Below are 20,345 nucleotides of genomic sequence, written 5' to 3'. Positions count from 1 at the left end.
AGCAAGCCCCCCGGTGCGCGCTACATTGGAAGTGGCGGGAGACGTACGGCCCCGAACGTCAGGCGAAGCCGAAGACCGGCGGGAAGGCCACGACGACGACGGCGGCCCAGGCACCATAGACCGGCAGGTACCCTGTCTGCCAGCGCTCCAGCGCCGCGAAGGGCCGCCGCCCGCGCAGGAACCCGACGGTGAGCCACGCCGCCCACACCAGATGCACCAACAGCAGCAGGTTCAGGCCGAGCGCGGCGACCTTGTTGGCGCTGGTACCGAATTCGGCGATCCGGGTCAGCATCGCCGTCAGCATGACCGCGTCGACCGCGACCGCGGCGGCGACGAGGACCAATTGCAGGCCGTCGAACAAGCCCGGCGGCGCCAGCGCGTCGCGGGCAGAAATCGCGTACAGCAGCAAGGCCAGGACGAGCACGAGGATCGCGTTCATCAGGATGAGCAGCCCCCGGTCGACGTCCACCAGGCCGCCTGCCGCCGTGAGTACTGCCAGCAGGGCCAGCAGCATCACGATGGTCAGGGGCGTGAAGACGCGGGTGAGCACCGGGGCGATGTTCTCGACGACGTTCTGCTTGGCCTCGACCAGCCAGGCGGCCACGACCAGCGCACCCGGGACGGCGAACGGCAGTATCCAGGCCTCCATCGCGGGCTCGAAGTCGACGCCGACAGCCTGCAGCGCGCCGAAAGTGAGCCCGATCAGCACCGCCCCGCCGAGGGCCAGCAGCGTGAAGTAGATCGCGAGCTCACCGCTGAACCGGACAAAGTCCATGCGCCGGCTGTGCTCCCGCCACCTGCCGCCAACGTACGCCACGCCCGCCAGCAGCCACAGGACGACCGGGGCGTGCAGCACTGCGAGCACCTCTGTGGAACCGGCGGCCGCGAACGGATAGGCATTGAGCAGCACGGCCAGCGCGGTGAACGGGACGAGCAGCGCCGCCGCCTTGGGCGCCGTCAACCGGCGTTTCCAGGCGAAGTACGCGCCAAGGAACGGGAAGACGAGGAGGCCGAGGTTGCGCGCCAGGACCGCGCCGTCGAGCCACAGGGTACCTGCCTTGACGGCCACCCCTGCCCCCACGGCGAGCGCGAGGACGACAGCGAGCTCCCGCCATGGCGGCGCTGCGGAGTCGGCGTCCTGCGGGACGAGCACCAACTGCTTCCACAGCCGGTCGGAGTGCTCGCGGGCGAACTCATGCGAGATCGCATCCAGATTGCCCAGGCGCTTGATCGCGACGAGGAAGGCCTCCTCGTCGTCCAGCCCTGACGCCTGGCGGTCGGCGATTTGTCCGCGCAGGTGGTCCTCGAGTTCATCGAGGTCCGCGGGTGAGATCGCCTGCCGCCGCCGGACATACCCGCGCCACCGGTCTATCTGTGCTTCCAACTCGGCATGCGGTTCCATCAGGCCCACCCTTCGACCGGGGCCGCTGGCGGCGGCACTGCCTGCCACACCCGCCGCAGCGTCTCGGCGACCACCGTCCACTGTTGCTGCCGCTCGGCGAGCACCTCCCGGCCTTGGGCGGTGATGGCGTAGTGTTTGCGCCGCCGTCCGGCCTCCGAGATGCCCCACGAGGACGACACATACCCGAACCGTTCGAGTCGGTGCAGCAGCGGGTAGAGCATGCCGTCCGTCCACTCCAGCCCTCCGTCGGACAGTTCGCTGACGCGCTTGCTGATGGCGTAGCCGTACAGTTCGCCCTCCGACAATATCCCCAGCACGAGCGGGGTGGCCGAAGCGGCGACCAGGTCCTTGTCAATGCGCAAAGGGTCCTCCTGATACCTAGAGCTGCAAGGTATTACCCTAGCACCTCTAGGTATCAGGTTGGACGGCCATCCGGCCAGGCCGTCTTGGGCTCAGGCCTTGAGGGCCAAAACGAAGGGCAGGACCGCTTCGGCACCGGCGAGGCGCAGCGCGCGTCCCGCCACGGTCAGGGTCCAGCGGCTGTCGGCGACGTCGTCGACCAGCAGCACGGGGCCGCGGTTTTGCGCCAACCAGGCTTCACCGCCCTCGGGGACCTGGAACTGGTCCCACACATCGGCCAACCGGAAGGCGCTGTTGCCGCCTGGGCCGCTGCGGGGTCCGCCGTGCGGGACCGTGAGTTCGCCCAGGTAGGGCAGCCGGCCGATCTCGGAAAGGCCGCGGGCCAGTGACTGCACCAGCAGCGGCCTGCTGCGGGAGGGGACGCTGACGATGCCGACCGGGCGTTGTGCCCAACCCCACTGCGCCAGGACCTGGACGCAGGCGTTCAGCATGGCCGGGTCCACTTCGCGGTCCGGCGCCCCGTCCGCGAAGACTTCGCGCAGCTTTCCGCCCCAGCCCAGGTCCGTCAGCCGGGCCAGGGCGCGGCCGCTGCCGTTGGCCTCCGCCGGCGGGATCTTGCCCTTGACCGGCACGCCCAGCTTGTTCATGCCGCTGGGCCACATGGCGCGCGGTTCCAGTTCGACGCCGGCACGTTGCAGGGCGGCGCCGGCGCTTTCGGTGGCCTCGGCCGCGATGGTGTCCGAGTACCAGGGTCCTGCGCAGTTGTCGCAGCGCCCGCAGGGCGCCGCGGCGGGATCGTCCAGGGCCCTGGCGAGGAATTCCATCCGGCAGCCGGAGGTGTTCTCGTAGTCCAGCATGGCGTTCTGTTCGGCCACCCGGGCCTGCGAAATGCGTCCGTAGCGCTCCGCGTCGTAGGTCCAGGGCTGGCCGGTTCCCTCCCAGCCGCCGCTGACCTTGCGCACCGCGCCGTCCACGGAGAGGACCTTCAGCAAGAGTTCCAGCGGGGACCGTTTCAGGTTCACCAGCGTCTCCAGTGCCGCGGTGGACAGCACGGTCCCCGGGACGGAGAGCTCGCGCAGCACGGCCGTTGCCGTGCCCTCGTTCGGCATCGACGCCGTGGCAAAGTACTCCCAGATGTCCCGGTCTTCGGTGCCGGGCAGGAGCAGCACGTCGGCGTTTGGAGTTCCGCGTCCTGCGCGCCCCACCTGCTGGTAGTAGGCCACCGGGGAACTCGGCGCACCCAGGTGCACCACAAAGCCCAGGTCGGGTTTGTCGAAGCCCATGCCGAGGGCGCTGGTGGCCACCAGCGCCTTGACCCGGTTCTCCTTCAGCGCCGCCTCAGCCTGTTCCCGCTCGGCGGGATCGGTCCGGCCGGTGTAGGCGGCCACCTCGTGGCCGGCCTCGCGGAGGAGCCGGGCCGTGTCCTCGGCGGCGGAAACCGTGAGGGCGTAGATGATTCCGCTGCCGGGCAGGTCGTCCAGGTGCGTGAGCAGCCACCCGAGCCGGGCACGCGGGCTGGCCAGGCGGAGCACTCCCAGCCGCAGCGACGAGCGGGCGAGCGGGCCCCGGATGGTGAGCACTCCGCCGTCGTGCCCGGGGGCGGCATGCACGCCGAGTTGCTCCTCGATGTCGTGGACCACGCGGGAATTGGCGGTGGCCGTGGTGGCCAGTACCGGGACCCGCTCGGGCAGTCGGGCGATCAGGTCCCGGATCCGCCGGTAGTCCGGGCGGAAGTCGTGGCCCCAGTCGGAAATGCAGTGCGCCTCGTCGACCACCAGCAGGCCGGAGCTTTGCACCAGCTGCGGCAGCTGTTCGTCGCGGAACCGCGGATTGTTCAGCCGCTCGGGCGAGACCAGCAGCACGTCCACGGTATTGGCGGCCAACTGCTCCTGGACCTGGCCCCATTCCAGCTGGTTCGCCGAGTTGATCGCCGCGGCCCGCACCCCCGCGCGTTCGGCCGCCGCCACCTGGTCGCGCATGAGCGCGAGCAGGGGCGAGACGATCAGGGTGGGGCCGGCGCCACGGCGGCGCAGCAGGAGGCTCGCCACGAAGTAGACCGCCGATTTTCCCCAGCCGGTGCGCTGCACCACCAGCGCCCGGCGCCCGCCGGAAACCAACGCCTCGACAGCCTCGAACTGGCCCTCGTGGAACTGGGCCGTGTCATTGCCCACCAGGGCACGCAGCAGCGCGGTGGCCTCCCCGCGCAACCCGCCGTCGTCCTGCCCGGGCACCGCCGTTCCCGTCGTCGCCGCGTGCATTGTCCCGTCGATCAGCTCTGCCATGCTGCCCAGTATCGCAGCCGCCGAGGACAACCTGGCCCTTTTCCACAGCAGCCCCTTATAAGCTGGTGAAGTGAGCAGCATAGATCTTGGCCTGTCCTTCAAGGCGTACGACGTCCGCGGGATCGTGGGCGAAACCATTACGGCGGCGACCGTCGAGGCGACCGGCGCCGCGTTCGTGGACGTGTTGTCCCTGGCCGGGCAGACCGTGCTGGTGGGCGGCGACATGCGCCCGTCCTCGCCGGAATTCGCCGCCGCGTTCGCCCACGGCGCGGCCGGCCGCGGGGCCAACATCCAAATGCTGGGGCTGATCTCCACCGACGAGCTCTACTACGCCTGCGGGTCCCTTGACGCCGCCGGGGTGGTGTTCACCGCCAGCCACAACCCCGCCCAGTACAACGGCCTGAAAATGGCCAAGCCCGGGGCGGTGCCGGTCTCCTCCGACACCGGCATGTTCGACATCCGCGACCTGGCGCAGAAATACCTCGAGACCGGCATCCCCGACGGCACCGAACCCGGGACCATCAGCGAAACCAACGTGCTCGCCGGTTACGCCTCCTACCTGCGCTCCCTGGTGGACCTGGCCGGCATCCGGCCGCTGAAGGTAGTCGTGGACGCCGGCAACGGCATGGCCGGGATGACCACCCCCGCCGTGCTCGGCGACACCCTGCTGCCGGCCCTGCCGCTTCAGGTCGTGCCGCTGTATTTCGAGCTGGACGGCACGTTCCCCAACCATCCGGCCAACCCCTTGGAACCGGAAAACCTGGTTGACCTGCAGGCCGCCGTCATCGAGCACGGGGCGGACCTCGGCCTGGCCTTCGACGGCGACGCCGACCGGTGCTTCGTGATCGATGAGACCGGGGCGGTGGTCTCCCCCTCGGCAATCACCGCGCTGGTCGCCCGGCGCGAAATCGCCCGCGCCCGCGCCGCCGGTGAAGACAGCCCGGCGGTGATCCACAACCTGATCACCTCCCGCGCCGTGCCCGAGACCATCACCGCCGCCGGCGGACGCCCGGTCCGCACCCGGGTCGGGCACTCGTTCATCAAGGCGCACATGGCCGAGGAGAAGGCCGTGTTCGGCGGCGAACACTCCGCGCACTACTACTTCCGCGACTTCTACAACGCCGACACCGGCATGCTCGCCGCCATGCACGTGCTCGCCGCCCTCGGCGAGCAGGACGCGCCGCTGTCCAAGCTGGCCGTCGAATACGACCCCTACCACGCCACCGGCGAACTGAACTCCCAGGTCGAAGACAAGGACGCCGCGATCGCCCGCGTGCTGGCCGACTTCGCCCCCGCCCTCGCGTCCGACCCCGCCGCGGCCGGAACCGACACGACCGGCGCCAGCTGCCCGGCCCCCTACGCGGGCACCGGCGTGAGCGTGGACCGGCTCGACGGCACCACCGTGATCGCCGACGACGGCACCTGGTGGTTTAACCTCCGCCCCTCCAACACCGAACCCTTCCTGCGGCTGAACGCCGAGGCGACCAGCCCCGGCCTGCTCGACACCCTCCGCGGGCACGTCCTGGCCCGCGTCCGGGAAACAGCATGAGTGCCTCGTGGCGGGAGGGCATCCCCGCGGAGATCCTGGCCGATATCGACACGCTGTTCGGAACCGGGCTCGGGGTGGCGCAGGAACAGTTGACCGAGCACGGGGCGTTCCTGCCCGCGGCCCTGGTCACCACGCACGACGGCGGCCTGCGGCTCGTCGTGGTCTCCCCCGATGACCTGGACGCCGAGGCAGCCGAGGTCAACGTGGATGGCATGATCGAGGACCTGTACGCCACCCTGCGCCATGACCGCGCCGATTTCCGCGCCATCGCCGTGATCAGCGACATCTTCCTGCCCGAAGAGGACGCCGACGCGATCCAGATTGCCGTGGAGCACTCGGCCGGCATCGCGGTCTCGGCCATCCAGCCCTACCATCACGACGACGACGGCGCCTGGAGCTACCCGGACCCGTTCGTGGACCCGCAGGAACGCCTGGTCTGGCCCGACGAGGAACCCGACGCAGAAGCCGGGCCTCCCCGGGGCTGATCCGCCGGCGCCGCGCGGAACGGCGGCAATTCCGGCCGCGCCGGACGGCTAAAATTGGCGGCATGCGTATCAATGCCTTCTCCGACGTGTGCCTGCGTGCACTGATGCTGCTGTCCGCGGCGCCGGAGGGCGAATTGATGACCACGCAGGCGGTCGCCGACGGCGTCGGCACCCCGTACAACCACGTCAGCAAGGCGGTGCTGAAGCTGCGCTCGCTCGGACTGGTCGAGGCGGTGCGCGGCCGCTCCGGCGGCATCCGGATCAGCGCCGCCGGGCGGCTGGCGACGGTGGGCGGCCTGCTGCGGACTCTCGACGCGCGGGAGGACCTGGTGGATTGCGAGTCCGCCAGCGGCGACTGCCCGATGAACAACAACTGCGCGCTGCGTGGGGCGCTGCGCCGGGCCCGCGAGGCCTTTTACCGCGAACTGGATCCCCTCGTCGTGTCCTCGTTGCCGCACCCGTCGCAGATGGAACCCGTCTTTTTGGCATTGCTGAACCGCCGCCCCGCGTGATCCGCGGCGGGCCACCACCACGGACTCAACCGGTCTGGCGGCCCGAGAGCTTGTCGCGCAGCCGGTCCACCATGCCGACGCCGGGGCCCAGGGTCTTGTGGAACAGCTCGGAGTGCGGGGCGCTGGGATGGGGCCTGGTCGGCGCGACTTTCTTGGCGTTCTGGACCTTTTCACCCAGCTCAACGAGCCGCTCCGGGGGGATGTGGGCGCGCAGCTTCGGGAACTGATCCGTCTCCTCGTCGTTGGCGTGGTGGCGCAACTGCCCTTCGAGTTCCCTGACCAGCTCCATGAAGGTTGGGTCGGAGGAGTCAACGTCCTCCATCCGCTTCATCAGCTGGACGATCTCATCGTGCTCCTTCTTGTCATGCTCAACCTCTTCCTTGCCGTTCGGCACGTGCTCTTCGATCGCGGGATAGACGAGCATCTCTTCCGCGACGGCGTGGCGCATCACCTCCGCGATGACGGTATCGGCCAGGTCCCGGCGCTGGCCCGGGTCGGCGGTCTGCTCGATCTGGCTGAGCAGTTCAATCATTTCGCGGTGATCGGTCGTGAGGATATCGATGACATCCCCGCCCTGCGTATCGGCCATGACGCCCCTCCTTGGGTCGTTGCTCGTGAGCGTGCGTAGGAGGGCTCAACATACCAACGAGCGGCATTCGATTCCACGGTCCGAAGCGCTTTCGGGGTTGGGAGCGCGAAATCGGGGCAGCCGGTCTAGACCGGACGCGCGGTGTGTCCGCAGTTAAGCGGATGAGGCCCCCGCGCAGGTGCGCGGGGGCCTCATGTCGGGAACCTGTCATGGCGTCCCGCGTTCAGTCACTCAGGCGAAGCGGGCCTGGAGCTGCTTGAGTTCGGCGTCCAGCTCATCGGGCAGGGAATCGCCGAACTGCGCGTACCATTCCTCGATGCCCTTAAGCTCTTCCTTCCACTCCGCCGGATCCACCTTGACGGCTTCTTCCACCTGAGCCTGGGTCATGTCCAGCCCGGTCAGGTCGATGGAGTCGCCGGTCGGGATGTAGCCGATCGGGGTTTCCGCGGCGTCCGCGGTGCCCTCGATGCGTTCGATGGCCCACTTGAGCACGCGGGAGTTCTCCCCGAAGCCCGGCCACGCGAAGCCGCCGTCGGCATTGCGGCGGAACCAGTTGACCAGGAATACCTTGGGCAGGCGGTCCGGGTTGGCCTTGCCCTCGATGGTGCCCCAGTGCTTGAGGTAGTCGCCGGCGTTGTAGCCGATGAACGGAAGCATGGCCATCGGGTCGCGGCGGACCACACCTACTTCCCCGGCGGCGGCGGCGGTGGTCTCCGACGACAGGGTGGAGCCCATGAAGATGCCGTTGGTCCACGAGCGGGCCTGGGTAACCAGCGGGATGGTGGTCTTGCGGCGCCCGCCGAAGAGGATCGCATGGATCTCCACACCGTCGGGGCTGTAGTACTCCTGGGCCAGCATGTCGATCTGTGAGATCGGCGTGCAGAAGCGCGAGTTCGGGTGCGCCGCCGGCCGGCCGGAGTCAGGCGTCCAGTCGTTGCCCTGCCAGTCGATGAGGTGATCGGGCACTTCGTCGGTCATGCCCTCCCACCAGACGCCGCCGTCGTCGGTCAGCGCCACATTGGTGAAGATGGAGTTGCCCTTGGCGATGGCGCGCATGGCGTTGGGGTTGGTGCTCCAGCCTGTGCCCGGTGCGACGCCGAACAGGCCGTACTCGGGGTTCACACCGCGCAGTTCGCCCTCCTTGCCGATGCGCATCCAGTTGATGTCGTCGCCGAGGGTCTCGGCCTTCCAGCCCTCAATGGTCGGATCCAGCAGCGCGAGGTTGGTCTTGCCGCAGGCCGAGGGGAAGGCGGCCGCAATGTTGTACGCCTTGCCCTGCGGGCTGGTGAGCTTGAGGATCAGCATGTGCTCGGCCAGCCAGCCTTCGTCGCGGGCAATGACCGAGGCGATGCGCAGGGCGTAGCACTTCTTGCCGAGCAGCGCGTTGCCGCCGTAGCCGGAGCCGTAGGACCAGATGGACCGTTCCTCGGGGAAGTGCACGATCCACTTCTCCTCATTGCACGGCCAGACGACGTCGGCTTCCCCTGGTTCCAGCGGGGCGCCGACGGAATGCAGCGCGGGGACGAAGAAGGCGTCCTCTTGCTCCATCTTGCGCAGCACGTCGGTGCCGATGCGCGCCATGATGCGCATGGAGGCGACCACATAGGCCGAGTCGGTGATTTCAACGCCGTACTGCGGCTGTTCCGCGTCCAGAGGCCCCATGACAAAGGGGATCACGTACATCGTGCGTCCGCGCATGCTGCCGGCGAAGCGCTCCGTGAGGATCGACTTCATCTTCGCGGGGTCCATCCAGTTGTTGGTGAACCCTGCGTCTGCCTCCTTCTCGGAGCAGATGAAGGTCCGCTCTTCGACCCGGGCGACGTCCTTCGGGTCGGAGAAGCCGACGAAAGAGTTCGGGAACAGCTCCGGGTTCAGCCGCTTCAGCGTCCCGGCCTCGACCAGCTGATCGGTCAGGAGGGCGTACTCCTCTTCGGAGCCGTCCACCCAATAGACAGAGTCGGGCTGCGTCAGCTCTGAAACTTCGGCAACCCAGGCCAGAAGCTTTGCGTGTGTAGTTGGGGCATCCATAAGTGTTTCCTCAAGAACCGGCTGACGCGTGATATCGCCCATGACTCATCCCTTTCCTGGGCCAGTGGTGTTTCTAGATGCTATGGGTCGATGGCTAGACCAGCGGGCTGCAGAAAAAGGAAAATAGGTCTGGCTAGATGGGTAGAGCCCGGAAATCCGGGGATTTTCTACGTGTCAAGGCCCACAGGTGTGATTAAGGTCATATAGACCGGTCTAGTTAATGTGTCCCTTCAGGGGCTGCCCGACGCGGCTTCCCGCGATCAGCGGCCGCCCGGCGGGCCGGCGATGGAGACTCCTCTGGGTCAGGCAGACGGGCCTCGGGGGGTGAGGTGGCGCTCCCACAAGCAGCGATGCGCGGAATTCCGGGGCGGAGGCGGGCGGGGCTCCCTCGATTTGGCGACTGTCCGGCAAACACGCTACAGTTGTATCCGGCCGCGAGGCCAAGCGCCCATAGCTCAGCTGGATAGAGCGTCTGTCTACGGAACAGAAGGCCGGGGGTTCGAATCCCTCTGGGCGCACCAACGAAATGCAGTCCGGTCATCGACCGGGCTGCATTTTTCTTTGCCGGCAACGTGCCGCGGCTCCAGCGGTTTTACCGGCCACTCCCCTCTCCGGGCTCCAGTGTCTCAACTTCGGATACTGGGAATTTCATCACCAGGGCGTGGACCCGGAGAAACTGCGGGAGGTTCCGCGCTGGCACACCGGCTACCGTCTACACTCAGCTTGAGCGCGATGTGCTCGGTGTGTGGAGCACCAGCGGTCGAGGGTCAACGCCGCGTTAGGCCTAGGCCTGGCCAGCCAGGGCTTCACGGAAACCTGCAGCGTAGGAGGTTGAGATGACGGCGACCCAGGCAAACCTGGCCGTGTTCCAGCAGCACCGCGGGCTGCTCTTTGGGGCGGCGTACCGCCTCTTGGGCAGCGCCGCCGACGCGGAGGACGTCCTGCAGGAGGCATGGCTGCGGTTCTCCGACGTGCCGCAGGACCATGTCCGGGAACCGCGCGCCTTCCTGCTGCGAACGGTAACCAATCTGGCGCTGAACCAGATCCGCGCCCAGCAGCGCCGTCGCGAAAATTACGTCGGGCCCTGGCTGCCCGAGCCGGTCAGTTCCCTGCCGGATGCGCCGAGCCCTCCCGCACCGGACGAAGCCGCCGTGCTGGCCGACGATGTTTCGCTGGCCATGCTGGTGGTCCTGGAACAGCTCTCCCCCTTGGAACGTGCGGCCTACATCCTGGGCGAGGTCTTCGGCTACCCGGCACCGGATATTGCCCGGACGCTGGGCCGCTCGCCCGCGGCGGTGCGGCAACTCATCTCGCGTGCCCGCGGCCACGTTGCCAGCCGGCAAGCCAGGAACCAGGTGGATCCGGCCCTGCACCGGCGGATCACCGAACAGTTCCTGGAGGCGGCCAACACCGGGGCCATCGAGCCTCTGCTGGGCCTGCTGGCCCCGGACGTTGTGCTGACCAGCGACGGCGGCGGACAGAAGACCTCGGCGCTGCGGCCCATCTACGGGGTGGAGAAGGTGCTGCGCTTCCTGCTCGGCATCACCGGCAAGCCGGACGCCCCCTTCCACCTGCATGTCGCCGACGTCAACGGGCTGCCCGGGCTGGTGGCCGTTGACGCGGACGGTGCGGTGGACACGGTCGCCGGCTTCCGGATCGATGAGGGCTTGGTCCGCGAAATTTTCCTCATCCGGAACCCGGACAAGCTTGGCCGCATCCGCATCTAGCAGGTGCACTGACCCGGCCGTCATGAGACGGTTAAAACTGGAGTCCGCGCCATCGTGCGCGCTCCTGTCATGTGTTGGTCCCGTATTGAGGAGGAATACCCATGAAGGTCACCGCCGCCGTCGTACGCGAGACGGGCGCATTAACTCCGCCAAGACGGACATGGGCGAGGAACTGAACCGCATCACCGGCGGGGAGGGTGTGGACTACATCGTCGATACCACCTCGGTGCCCGCTGTGCTCAACCAGGCTGCGCGCGCGCTGGCCTTCCGCGGCACGCTCGTGGCCGTGGGCAACACGACCTTCGGCACCGAGGCACCGTTCGAGATCGGCGAGTCCCAGGTGAAGGGATGGACGTTTAAAATGAACGTCCAGGGCAGCTCGGTGTACCAGGTCTTCATCCCGCGCCTGATCGAGCTGTGGAAGCAAGGACGGTTTCCGTACGACAAGCTGGTCAAGACCTACCCCTTTGCCGACATCAACCAGGGGTTCGAGGATTCGGCCAGCGGCTCCACGATCAAGCCGATCCTCCTCTTCTGACCGGCTGACCGGCGGAATCCGCCCCGGCTGAAACGCGTCCGCGAGGCGCCGCCCGGCCACGCTCAGCGCAGCACCACGAAGTCGGTCACCGCGGCGTCGCGCCCGTCCAGCTCCGCCCAGCTCTTGCCGTGCTGGAGCACGGTCAGGCCCGAGGTCGGATAGTGGGTGGCCATGTCCACCACGGCCTCCTCGTCGGAATCCAGCGATGCGAGCCGCATCGCCAGGTCCTGCACCGCCGGCATGTGGGCCACCACCAGCAGGGACGTGATGGTGTCGGGCAGCCGGTTGATCTCGGACAGGACCCGCACGGCCGGCGCGTCGTAGAGTTCGTCGGACAGCATGGGGGTCGGCGCCTTCTCCCCCAGCTCGCTGCACACCCAGGTGCAGGTCTGGCGGGTCCGCAGTGCCGACGAGCACAGGATGAAGTCCGGGATGCAGTTGTGCTCCACCATCCACCGTCCGATCTGCGGCGCCTCGTCGTGGCCGCGCTGGGCCAGCGGCCGCTCGTGGTCCTCGACGCCCAGCGGCCACGCGGCCTTGGCGTGGCGCATGATCATCAGCTTCTTCAGGTGGTGGTCGTTCACACCACGAGTGTATGCGGCCCTTGTCAGCGCCTCCGCGCGATGCGAAGCTCGGGACATGGCAGAGCGGACCCTGGAAGCGGATGTCGTGGTACTCGGGGCCGGGGCGGTCGGCGAGAATGTGGCGGACCGGACCACCCGCGGCGGACTCAAGACCATCCTGGTGGAATCGGCGCTGGTCGGCGGCGAGTGTTCCTATTGGGCCTGCATGCCCTCCAAGGCCCTGCTGCGCCCGGGCACGGCCCTGCAGGCCGCGCGAAGCGTCAAGGGCGCGGCCGAAGCCGTGACCGGCGGCCTGGCGGCGGAGGCCGTGCTGGCCCGCCGCGATTCCTTCACCTCCGGCTGGGACGACGCCTCGCAGGTGGAGTGGGTGAAGGGCGCCGGCATCGAACTGGTCCGGGGCACCGCCCGGCTTAGCGGTCCGCGCGAAGTAACGGCAACGGACGACGACGGGACCTTGACCCGCATCACCGCACGCCACGCCGTCGTGCTGGCCACCGGTTCCTCCCCGAACGTGCCGCCGCTTCCCGGGTTGGACGGCGTCGATTTCTGGGGAACCCGCGAAGCCACCGCCGCGCAGAAGGTTCCGGAGAGCCTGCTGGTGCTGGGCGGCGGCGTCTCCGGCTGCGAGCTCGCGCAGGCGTATGCCCGGTTGGGCACCGACGTCACCTTGGTGGCACGCGGAGACCTGCTGGCGAGCGTCCCCGAACCCGCGCGGCGGCTGGTGGAAGCCGGGCTGCGCCGCGACGGGGTGCGGCTCCGGCTCCACACGGCGGCGTCACGGGTGGCTGCGCACGACGGCGGCGTCAGCCTCACCCTGACGGCTGCGGGTGCGGACGGGGAGACCGGTGCGGCGGGCACCTTCACAGCCGAGAAGCTCCTGGTGTCCACCGGACGACGGCCTGCCCTCTCCGGCCTTGGCCTGGAGGAGCTGGGACAGGATCCGAAGCGGCTGCAGGTCGACGCCAGCGGACGCGTGGTCGGCGTCGACGGGGGCTGGCTGTATGCGGTCGGAGACGCCGCCGGCAAAGCCCAACTGACACACCAGGGCAAGTACCAGGCGCGGGCCACGGGGGACGCGATCGCCGCCCGGGCGGCCGGCGAGCTGGACGGCGACCCGGAAGCGTGGAGCCGCTTCGCCAGCACTGCCGACGACGCGGCGGTCCCCTCGGTGATCTTTACCGATCCGGAGGTCGCCGTCGTCGGTCTCACCGAAGAGCAGGCCCGGGAGCGCGGGCTCGCCGTGTCCGCGACCCAACTGCCGATCGCCGTCGCCGGCTCCTCGCTGTATGCCGACGGCTACCAGGGCTGGGCCCAGATGGTGGTGGACGAGGACCGCAGGGTCGTCGTGGGCATGACGTTCGCTGGCCCCGGCGTCAGCGAGTTGCTGCACTCGGCGACCATCGCCGTCGTGGGCCAGGTCCCGCTGGACCGGCTCTGGCACGCGGTGCCCTCCTACCCCACCATCAGCGAGGTCTGGCTCCGCCTGCTCGAGGCGTACGGGCTGTAGCGCGGCGGCGGAGCCGCGCAGGACCTAGATGGAGTACTCCGGCGCGGCCCAGACCACTACTTCCGGGTGCTCATAGAAGCGGTAGCCCTGGCCGCGGACGGTGCGAACGGTGTTGGCCAGGCGGCCCAGCTTGGAACGGAGCCGGCGGATATGCACGTCGATGGTGCGTTCGTTCGGAACTTCCTCGGCGTTCTTCCACAGCCCGGAGAGCAGCTCTTCGCGGCCGACAGTGCGGGTGGCGTTCTCCACGAGGTAGTTGAGCAGCTCGAATTCCTTGAACGTCAGGTTCAGGGTCTCCCCGTCCAGGTGCACCTCGCGGCGGGACAGATCGATCAGGACGCCGCTGGGACGGCTGGCGTGCGAGGCCGGCTGCGGCTGCCGCTGTATCTCCACGGCCGCGGTCCGCGGACGGCGGCTGACGGTCGGATCGCCCAGTGCCTGGCGCACCACGTCAATGTTCTCTCCCGGGGCATCGGCCGGCGCCAGTGCCACGGCCCCGTGGGTCTGGGCGTCGGGAGCCAGCGACTGCACGTAGGCGCGCACCTGGGAGGCCAGCTTGCTCAGCGTGGTCCCCTGGGCGGCGGCAGCTTCCTCGTCCAGTCCCACATAGAGAACAAACCCGCGGGCAACAGTGTCGTTCGACACCGGCTGCGGGCCGGGAATTCCATTGGGGGTGACCACGGGGGTGGGGGCGGTGGTCGGATGGGGGGCAGCGGCGTCGAACTGGCCGGGAACCGCGCGCAGCACGCGGTAGGCCTGCTGCTCCCCCGGGTAAGACGGCTGCCCGGCGAACTGCGGGTTCTGCCCGGCCGCCTGTCGCTGCGCGGCTGCCGCACGGTTCTGGGCGTTGCGGACGGAGATGTGGACGTATCCGGATGAAACTGACATTAGAACCTCATGTGTGAAAATGGCCGTCATCGCGGCGCGAATGCATGGGTATGCCCGCACGGGATGTGTTTCTGGCGCCCGCCATTGGACAGATGAATTGCCTGGATTAACTCGAGGGGTGGTGAGTTAGGCCTGCATTCGGCAACAGTCCGCCAGTGCGCCGGGATACGTCCCGTAACTGAAGGCTGCGGCTGCAGATGCTGTTGCGTTGTTGTTCACAACCATGAGTTTGGCGCGTAACAATGCCTACGTGCAAGTAATATAAGCCTGCTTGTCTCACATAGTGAGAAGAACCAGTGCTTTTGTGCCACACATCACACCACGGCCGTGCATAAATATCAGTCGAACCCCGCTCACGCGGGGCGCGGATGAATAAATATGCATTGTTGGTTTTGCCTCGTGGCGAGGCGCACTAGATGCAAAGCACAGGCGTTTGCAAACCGTCCAAAATGTGGACACCCGCTGGAGCGTGCGGGCCCCGATCTTAGGTTCACCAGTTCCCGCGAGTGGTGCCCCTCGTTGGCTGTGTTAGCCGGCAGTTCCGTGAGTGGTGCCACCTCGCCGGCTGGTTCAGCCGGCAACACCGTACAGCCGGTCCCCTGCGTCACCCAGGCCGGGCACGATGTAGGCCTTCTCGTCCAGCCGCTCGTCGATGGACGCCACCACAATCGAGACGTTCTTGTCTTCGAGCTCATCGCGCAGGGCCTGCAGGCCCTCCGGTGCCGCCAGCAGGCAGATGCAGGTGACGTCGGCGGCGCCGCGGGCGAAGAGGAACTTGATGGATTCGCGCAGCGTGCCGCCGGTGGCCAGCATGGGGTCGAGCACGAACACCTGACGGCCGGTGAGATCGGCCGGCAGCCGCTCGGCGTAAGTAATGATGTCCAGCGTTTCCTCGTTGCGTGCCATGCCCAGGAAACCGACTTCGGCGGTCGGCACCAGCTTGGTCATGCCCTCGAGCATGCCAAGGCCCGCGCGCAGAATAGGCACCACCAGCGGGGTTGGTTTGGTGAAGGCTGTCCCGATGGTCCGGGTGACCGGGGTCTCGATTTCCACCGGCTCGGTGTGGACGTCGCGGGTGGCCTCGTAGGCCAGCAGGGTCACCAGTTCTTCGGTGAGTTGGCGGAATACGGGCGACGGAGTGGTCTTGTCGCGGAGAACGGTGAGTTTGTGGGCAACAAGGGGATGATCCACTTCGAGTACGCGCATTCCACAAAACTACCGGCAGCCGGATAGCAGGGACAAACATCGGGCCTGCCAGAATGGTGGCATGGGCCCCATTGATCCGCAGCACCACCAGTGGATGGGTCTTGCCCTGGACCAGGCCCGGTTGGCCCTGGAGACCTCCGACGTGCCGATCGGCGCCGTGGTGATGGCGCCCGACGGCGCGGTGCTGGGTTCCGGACGCAACGAACGGGAGGCGCTGCACGACCCGACCGGCCATGCCGAAATGGTGGCCATTCGGGAGGCGGCCAGAAAGCTTGGCTCCTGGCGCCTGGACGGCTGCACGCTGGTGGTCACGCTGGAGCCCTGCGCCATGTGCGCCGGCGCCATCGTGCTCGCCCGCATCCCGAAAGTGGTCTTCGGGGCGTGGGATGAGAAGGCCGGCGCGGCCGGCAGTGTTTTCGACATCCTGCGCGAACGTCGGCTGAACCACTGGGTGGAGGTCTACCCTGAGGTCCGCACGGAGGAGTCAGCCGCCATGCTGCGCGCGTTCTTCGCGCGGCACCGCGGCGATCTCCCCCTCTGACTCAGGTGCCGGCCGCGCCGTTTTGGGGCTCAGGGCCAACAGCGGGTAAAGTTGACGCGTTGGTGACGTGTCCGAGCGGCCGAAGGTGCAACACTCGAAATGTTGTTTGGTGAAAGCCAACGTGGGTTCAAATCCCACCGTCACCGCCACTAGCAAGGCCCCGCTCCCCTCCTAGAGAAGGGAAGTGGGGCCTTTTGCTTTCGCCGCAGATCGGGACAGTTTGCCGAGCTTGAGTCGCCCGTTCGACGACCACCCGTAACGGCCAGAGCTTCTTCTGTTCCGCGCCTTACGGGCTTGGAACGAGCTCTACCGAATAACCTTCAGCTTTTTCATACAGCTGCCGCAGGTGCCCGCCATGCCATTCCAGCCACAGGGCGTCCGCTGCCCGCGTCACCTCTTCGACCCGGCCCTTCCGGACGGCTTTCCCATCCTTGCGGATCTGAACGTGCTGGCCTGTTAGGTCTTTCCAATTGTCTACCGTCATGGGAGACCTTTCCTCAATCTTGTGCAGTATTTTGACCGCTGCGTGGTGGTAAGAGAGGCAAAACGAGGGTGCCGCCGCCGGTTGGGGGATGTCGCCATCGTTCGGCAACATCCCCCAACCGGCCCGGTCCCTGATGCGGGGCATGCGAAACCCCGCCGACGCGCGCAGTCAGGATCAGGGGTAGAGCCCGCGGGTCAGGTGCGCCTGTGCCACACGCTCGACCGCCGTCACCGTAGCGGCTTCGCGCAGGTTCAGGCCGCGCTTGGACGCAATGGACAGGACGTTCTCCCACGCCGCCAACATCCGGTGTTCCAGTTTTTCTTCAACTTCGGCAGCAGTCCACCAGTAGGCCTGATTGCCCTGCACCCACTCGAAGTAGGAGACGATGACGCCGCCCGCATTGGCGAGAATGTCCGGAACAACGAGCACGCCCTTGTCCTGCAGAATGACGTCCGCCGCCGCCGTGGTGGGGCCGTTGGCGCCTTCCACGATGACCTTGGCGCGCACCTTGTTGGCGTTGCCGCCGTGCAGCACGCCTTCTACTGCTGCGGGGACCAGCAGGTCCACCTCAAGCTCCAACAGCTCATCCGAAGGCATGGCACCTGCGCCGGCAAAGCCGACGACGCTGCCAGTCTCCTTGACATGGTCTTGCAGGGCACGGATGTTCAAGCCGTCAGCATTATGGATGGCCCCATACTGGTCGCCCACAGCCACAACGCTGACTCCGGCGTCGGCAAGGAACTCTGCGGCTCCGGCTCCCACCTTGCCGAAGCCTTGAACAGCCGCGGTGCTATGCCGTGGATCAAGCCCGGCGTGGGCAAGCGCTGCCAGCGCGACGTGCACGACGCCCCTGGATGTGGCGCTCGAACGGCCGAGGGAACCGCCAACACTGACAGGCTTGCCCGTCACCACGCCTGGAACCGTGTATCCGACGTTGACCGAATAGGTGTCCATCATCCATGCCATGGTCTGTTCGTCAGTGCCGATGTCGGGCGCCGGCACGTCCTTCTCAGGGCCGATGATCGGCAGGATTTCGCTGGTGTAGCGGCGCGTAACGCGCTCCAATTCCTGCTGCGAGTAATTCCGCGGATCAATAGTGATCCCGCCCTTGGCGCCGCCGTAAGGGACGTCCAGCAGAGCGCACTTCCACGTCATCCACATTGCCAGTGCACGCACTTCGTCCAAGGAGACGTGCGGGCTGTAACGCAGTCCGCCCTTGGCGGGTCCGCGGGAAAAATTATGTTGCACGCGGTAACCGGTGAGAACCTCAACGCTGCCGTTGTCCCGGCGCAAGGGGATGCTCACGGAAAGCTCCCGGCGCGGCTGGGCCAGCAACTGGTGCAGCCCTTCGCTGTATCCCAGCGTACGGATTGCTGAAGCAAGCTGCCTGTGGGCGTTCTCCAGCGGTCCCGCGTCCTGGGTGGGAGCCGACGTGCCGTGCTCGGATTGTGCGGTTGACAGAGATAAGACAGGTGTCGTCATCGACAGAGGTTCCTTTTCGGCTTAGGTCTTTCGGAGGGTGTGCATGTGACGCTACAAGGGCGCGAAAGGGACGTCAGTGTGCGAGTGCACAAAACGGCGTGACGCAACTAGCAGCTTCAACAGCGGCCGCGGCCTAACCCGGCCAGCGGGGACGAGACGCCCGCTCCGCTTCGCCGCGCGCCTGCCGGTATGAACGGTGCGGCCAAGACAACGAGGCCCTATGCCGCCTCGGAAAAATGTCCTTCCAGGTGAAACGCAGTCTCTCAGCTAGCTAAGGAGTGCGTTCTTCTGTCGGGATTTCGTTGTGGAGCTCCGCCCGCAGTTCGTGCAGGTGATGACTAAGCCCCTGGATGTTGTGAAGACCGGAATAAAGAAGACTGTGAGTTTGGTGGCGCGTTCCTGCAGGCGATGGTGCACGAACCGGCCGCAATACTGGCACGTAGCCATCCGTCCGGGCAGATCGCGAAGGGCGGTCTTGAGACCGAAGAGAAGAAACACTGTGCGTGCCTTTCAGAGGTTGTTTCCAGTCAGTCCCGGATGGGATGCGGGCATCGCAGACATGGATCTCCGTTCTCTTGGCAGAGGACGCCCTTGTCAAGATAGTAAGCATACTTGGCGATTACCTACCAGCGCGGAGCGAAAGGAATTCGAGGGCTCTCACGTCTGCCAAAGATGACGGAGCGTAAGTAATGAGTCCCCTAGCCTGTGCGGTTCACGGCGGCTACAACACAAACGCCCCGCACTTTCGGAGAGCGGGGCGTTGGTTTGAGCGTGTGTTAAAGCGGGCGAATGTTCTCGGCCTGCAGTCCCTTTTGGCCCTGGACGACGTCGAACTCAACTTTCTGGTTTTCTTCCAGCGAGCGGTAGCCGCTGGCGGCGATGGCCGAGAAGTGTGCGAACACGTCCGGCCCGCCGTCGTCCTGGCTGATGAAGCCGAACCCCTTTTCGGCATTGAACCATTTGACGGTGCCTGTTGCCATGCTGATCTTCCTTCTGGAACGGCAGCGCCGACTCCCCCAACGGGAACCTGCCCGCGACCGTCCACCTTCAACCTAGGTGAGCACCGGCCGTGCAGCAAGAGCATCCGGAGGTCCGGACCGCAAGAAGCCGCGGGACAGTCCTCCAGACAGGTCAGGCAGAGTCGCCGGCTCCTTCGTCCTTGACGTGGTTGCGGGATTCGTCGTCCCGGTCGGCGTCCTCGGCGACGGCGTTGGCAATGAGGTCCATGCGGTCGGCCGGGGTAAGCCGGTCATCCTGCTGATACTCTTCGATGTTTTCGCTGACGGCGTCTTCGCCGCCGGGCTGAACGTTTTCCGTCATTACTGCTCCTGATCCGGAGATACTTTGTTTAGCTGATTTACCAGGTGTTCGTCAGGGGGCCCCGGAGCACGCCCGCAACGAAGGCGTCGATGTCCAGCGCTCTTTTCAAACGCCCTCATCCAACCCGTAGCACGGCTCCTTATCACTGTCGCCGATCCGGCACACGTCCACAACCCCTCGGGCGCGGCCAACCCGACCCTCACGGGGCCTTGGTCTCGCTGAACATCCTGCCGCTGCGCCACGTGGGGCGTAGCCTTTATCCATGCACCTTCTCTGGCTTTCGGAGGTAAGAGAATGGCCACCCCTGCCAAGGCTTTGAAGCCCACCGCCATCGGCCGGGTCGTCTCAGTGACCACGGCCAACGGGGACGAGCATGTCGGCGTCCTGACCGCATTCCACCGAAGGCAGCACAGCAAGGATTTCCTGGTCTATCTTCAGGGAGTTCCGCAACCGGTCCCGGTACCCGCCGAAGGGTCGGCCGTGGTTCACCAGCGCGTGCTCTAGCGCGTGCTTCCATGCCGCAGATGGTGCCCGGGCGGGGTGCCATCTTTAGTGCCATGCAGCGGTCCTGTCAATGCTTTCAGGCGCAATCCGGCCTCTCACATCCATCACAAAAATGCCGCCCATGTCACATTTCGACAGCTATCGAAAAGCGCCGGAAAAAGAGGTTGAGTCGTGGAATTTTAGCCGTACGCTAAGACCACCTCACAGGTCGCGGCGGCTGACGAAAGCCGCCTCCTTGAGGTAATTCGTCTGCAGGTTTTCCCTGTGGTGGCGTCGGGGGACGTCCAGGGCCTGCTGAGGGGGACGGGGGCTACGGGTGAACCAAGAGGATCGTGATCCGGCGGGCAGCGCAACCAG

The 20,345-nt window shown here is 66.8% G+C and carries 21 protein-coding genes and 2 tRNA genes; 10 read left to right on the top strand and 13 right to left on the bottom strand.

Annotation, left to right across the window (positions count from 1 at the left end; genetic code table 11):
* Positions 1 to 58: 58 nt before the first annotated feature.
* From AC5RVV_RS15610 to AC5RVV_RS15600, 3 genes are all read right to left on the bottom strand, one after another.
* Positions 59 to 1,402: a permease prefix domain 1-containing protein gene (locus tag AC5RVV_RS15610; protein ID WP_494002296.1), complete on the bottom strand. Its 1,344-nt coding sequence runs from the start codon at positions 1,400 to 1,402 to the stop codon at positions 59 to 61.
* Positions 1,402 to 1,764: a PadR family transcriptional regulator gene (locus AC5RVV_RS15605; RefSeq protein ID WP_494002295.1), complete on the bottom strand. Its 363-nt coding sequence runs from the start codon at positions 1,762 to 1,764 to the stop codon at positions 1,402 to 1,404. The genes AC5RVV_RS15610 and AC5RVV_RS15605 overlap by 1 nt, the downstream gene beginning before the upstream one ends.
* Positions 1,765 to 1,854: 90 nt before the next feature.
* Positions 1,855 to 4,044 carry a RecQ family ATP-dependent DNA helicase gene (locus AC5RVV_RS15600; RefSeq protein ID WP_494002294.1) on the bottom strand — a complete coding sequence of 730 codons (2,190 nt, stop codon included), beginning with the start codon at positions 4,042 to 4,044 and terminating at the stop codon, positions 1,855 to 1,857.
* Between the two features lie 70 nt (positions 4,045 to 4,114).
* Between AC5RVV_RS15600 and AC5RVV_RS15595 the strand changes: the two genes are divergently transcribed.
* From AC5RVV_RS15595 to AC5RVV_RS15585, 3 genes are all read left to right on the top strand, one after another.
* Positions 4,115 to 5,593 carry a phosphohexomutase domain-containing protein gene (locus tag AC5RVV_RS15595; protein ID WP_494002293.1) on the top strand — a complete coding sequence of 493 codons (1,479 nt, stop codon included), beginning with the start codon at positions 4,115 to 4,117 and terminating at the stop codon, positions 5,591 to 5,593.
* A complete protein-coding gene (locus AC5RVV_RS15590) occupies positions 5,590 to 6,078 on the top strand; it encodes a hypothetical protein (RefSeq protein WP_494002292.1) in 489 nt (162 codons plus the stop codon). The genes AC5RVV_RS15595 and AC5RVV_RS15590 overlap by 4 nt, the downstream gene beginning before the upstream one ends.
* Before the next feature lie 62 nt (positions 6,079 to 6,140).
* Positions 6,141 to 6,590 (top strand): RrF2 family transcriptional regulator, encoded by a 450-nt coding sequence (locus AC5RVV_RS15585; RefSeq protein ID WP_494002291.1) that lies wholly within the window; start codon positions 6,141 to 6,143, stop codon positions 6,588 to 6,590.
* 25 nt (positions 6,591 to 6,615) lie between these two features.
* Here the strand turns inward: AC5RVV_RS15585 and AC5RVV_RS15580 are convergent, their stop codons facing one another.
* Together AC5RVV_RS15580 and AC5RVV_RS15575 are read right to left on the bottom strand one after the other, a co-directional pair.
* Positions 6,616 to 7,179 carry a hemerythrin domain-containing protein gene (locus AC5RVV_RS15580; protein ID WP_494002290.1) on the bottom strand — a complete coding sequence of 188 codons (564 nt, stop codon included), beginning with the start codon at positions 7,177 to 7,179 and terminating at the stop codon, positions 6,616 to 6,618.
* A 231-nt stretch (positions 7,180 to 7,410) separates the two neighbouring features.
* The gene (locus AC5RVV_RS15575; protein ID WP_494002289.1) at positions 7,411 to 9,249 is read right to left on the bottom strand and encodes a phosphoenolpyruvate carboxykinase (GTP); all 1,839 of its coding nucleotides are present in this window, start codon (positions 9,247 to 9,249) and stop codon (positions 7,411 to 7,413) included.
* 402 nt (positions 9,250 to 9,651) lie between these two features.
* Here AC5RVV_RS15575 and AC5RVV_RS15570 point away from each other — a divergent pair.
* The 3 genes from AC5RVV_RS15570 (at position 9,652) to AC5RVV_RS15560 (ending at position 11,472) form a co-directional block, all read left to right on the top strand.
* Positions 9,652 to 9,728: transfer RNA gene (locus tag AC5RVV_RS15570), tRNA-Arg, on the top strand.
* Positions 9,729 to 10,043: 315 nt separating this feature from the next.
* Positions 10,044 to 10,934 carry an RNA polymerase sigma factor SigJ gene (gene sigJ, locus AC5RVV_RS15565; protein ID WP_494002288.1) on the top strand — a complete coding sequence of 297 codons (891 nt, stop codon included), beginning with the start codon at positions 10,044 to 10,046 and terminating at the stop codon, positions 10,932 to 10,934.
* The gene (locus AC5RVV_RS15560; RefSeq protein ID WP_494002287.1) at positions 10,867 to 11,472 is read left to right on the top strand and encodes a zinc-binding dehydrogenase; all 606 of its coding nucleotides are present in this window, start codon (positions 10,867 to 10,869) and stop codon (positions 11,470 to 11,472) included. Before sigJ ends, AC5RVV_RS15560 begins: the two co-directional genes overlap by 68 nt.
* Before the next feature lie 62 nt (positions 11,473 to 11,534).
* Here the strand turns inward: AC5RVV_RS15560 and AC5RVV_RS15555 are convergent, their stop codons facing one another.
* Positions 11,535 to 12,056 carry a SixA phosphatase family protein gene (locus AC5RVV_RS15555; RefSeq protein WP_494002286.1) on the bottom strand — a complete coding sequence of 174 codons (522 nt, stop codon included), beginning with the start codon at positions 12,054 to 12,056 and terminating at the stop codon, positions 11,535 to 11,537.
* A 55-nt stretch (positions 12,057 to 12,111) separates the two neighbouring features.
* On the opposite strand from AC5RVV_RS15555, the gene AC5RVV_RS15550 reads away from it, so the two are divergent.
* On the top strand, positions 12,112 to 13,563 hold the full coding sequence (locus AC5RVV_RS15550) for a dihydrolipoyl dehydrogenase family protein (RefSeq protein ID WP_494002285.1): 1,452 nt from the start codon (positions 12,112 to 12,114) through the stop codon (positions 13,561 to 13,563).
* Between the two features lie 24 nt (positions 13,564 to 13,587).
* Here AC5RVV_RS15550 and AC5RVV_RS15545 read toward each other — a convergent pair whose 3' ends face one another.
* Both AC5RVV_RS15545 and upp read right to left on the bottom strand, forming a co-directional pair.
* Entirely contained in the window at positions 13,588 to 14,451 is an 864-nt protein-coding gene (locus tag AC5RVV_RS15545; RefSeq protein WP_494002284.1) for a winged helix-turn-helix domain-containing protein, read from the bottom strand.
* A 570-nt stretch (positions 14,452 to 15,021) separates the two neighbouring features.
* Positions 15,022 to 15,657 (bottom strand): uracil phosphoribosyltransferase, encoded by a 636-nt coding sequence (upp, locus tag AC5RVV_RS15540; RefSeq protein WP_494002283.1) that lies wholly within the window; start codon positions 15,655 to 15,657, stop codon positions 15,022 to 15,024.
* 61 nt (positions 15,658 to 15,718) lie between these two features.
* Here upp and tadA point away from each other — a divergent pair, with 61 nt between their 5' ends.
* Positions 15,719 to 16,198 (top strand): tRNA adenosine(34) deaminase TadA, encoded by a 480-nt coding sequence (gene tadA / locus AC5RVV_RS15535; protein WP_494002282.1) that lies wholly within the window; start codon positions 15,719 to 15,721, stop codon positions 16,196 to 16,198.
* Between the two features lie 61 nt (positions 16,199 to 16,259).
* Positions 16,260 to 16,347 (top strand) — tRNA-Ser (locus tag AC5RVV_RS15530).
* Between the two features lie 137 nt (positions 16,348 to 16,484).
* Here AC5RVV_RS15530 and AC5RVV_RS15525 read toward each other — a convergent pair.
* From AC5RVV_RS15525 to AC5RVV_RS15505, 5 genes are all read right to left on the bottom strand, one after another.
* Positions 16,485 to 16,682, bottom strand: a complete 198-nt coding sequence (locus AC5RVV_RS15525; RefSeq protein WP_494002281.1) for a hypothetical protein — start codon at positions 16,680 to 16,682, stop codon at positions 16,485 to 16,487.
* A gap of 174 nt (positions 16,683 to 16,856) precedes the next feature.
* The gene (locus AC5RVV_RS15520; protein ID WP_494002280.1) at positions 16,857 to 18,164 is read right to left on the bottom strand and encodes a Glu/Leu/Phe/Val family dehydrogenase; all 1,308 of its coding nucleotides are present in this window, start codon (positions 18,162 to 18,164) and stop codon (positions 16,857 to 16,859) included.
* 267 nt (positions 18,165 to 18,431) lie between these two features.
* Entirely contained in the window at positions 18,432 to 18,611 is a 180-nt protein-coding gene (locus AC5RVV_RS15515; protein ID WP_494002357.1) for a zinc-ribbon domain-containing protein, read from the bottom strand.
* Between the two features lie 329 nt (positions 18,612 to 18,940).
* Entirely contained in the window at positions 18,941 to 19,144 is a 204-nt protein-coding gene (locus AC5RVV_RS15510) for a cold-shock protein (protein ID WP_494002279.1), read from the bottom strand.
* A 151-nt stretch (positions 19,145 to 19,295) separates the two neighbouring features.
* Entirely contained in the window at positions 19,296 to 19,484 is a 189-nt protein-coding gene (locus AC5RVV_RS15505; RefSeq protein ID WP_494002278.1) for a hypothetical protein, read from the bottom strand.
* Positions 19,485 to 19,778: 294 nt separating this feature from the next.
* Here AC5RVV_RS15505 and AC5RVV_RS15500 point away from each other — a divergent pair, with 294 nt between their 5' ends.
* Positions 19,779 to 19,988 (top strand): hypothetical protein, encoded by a 210-nt coding sequence (locus AC5RVV_RS15500; RefSeq protein WP_494002277.1) that lies wholly within the window; start codon positions 19,779 to 19,781, stop codon positions 19,986 to 19,988.
* The last annotated feature ends 357 nt before the right edge of the window (positions 19,989 to 20,345 follow it).

The sequence above is a fragment of the Arthrobacter sp. MDT2-34-1 genome (assembly GCF_059091365.1).
The sequence above is the reverse complement of the archived record's forward strand: the minus strand, read 5'-3'. Positions and strand labels throughout refer to the sequence as shown.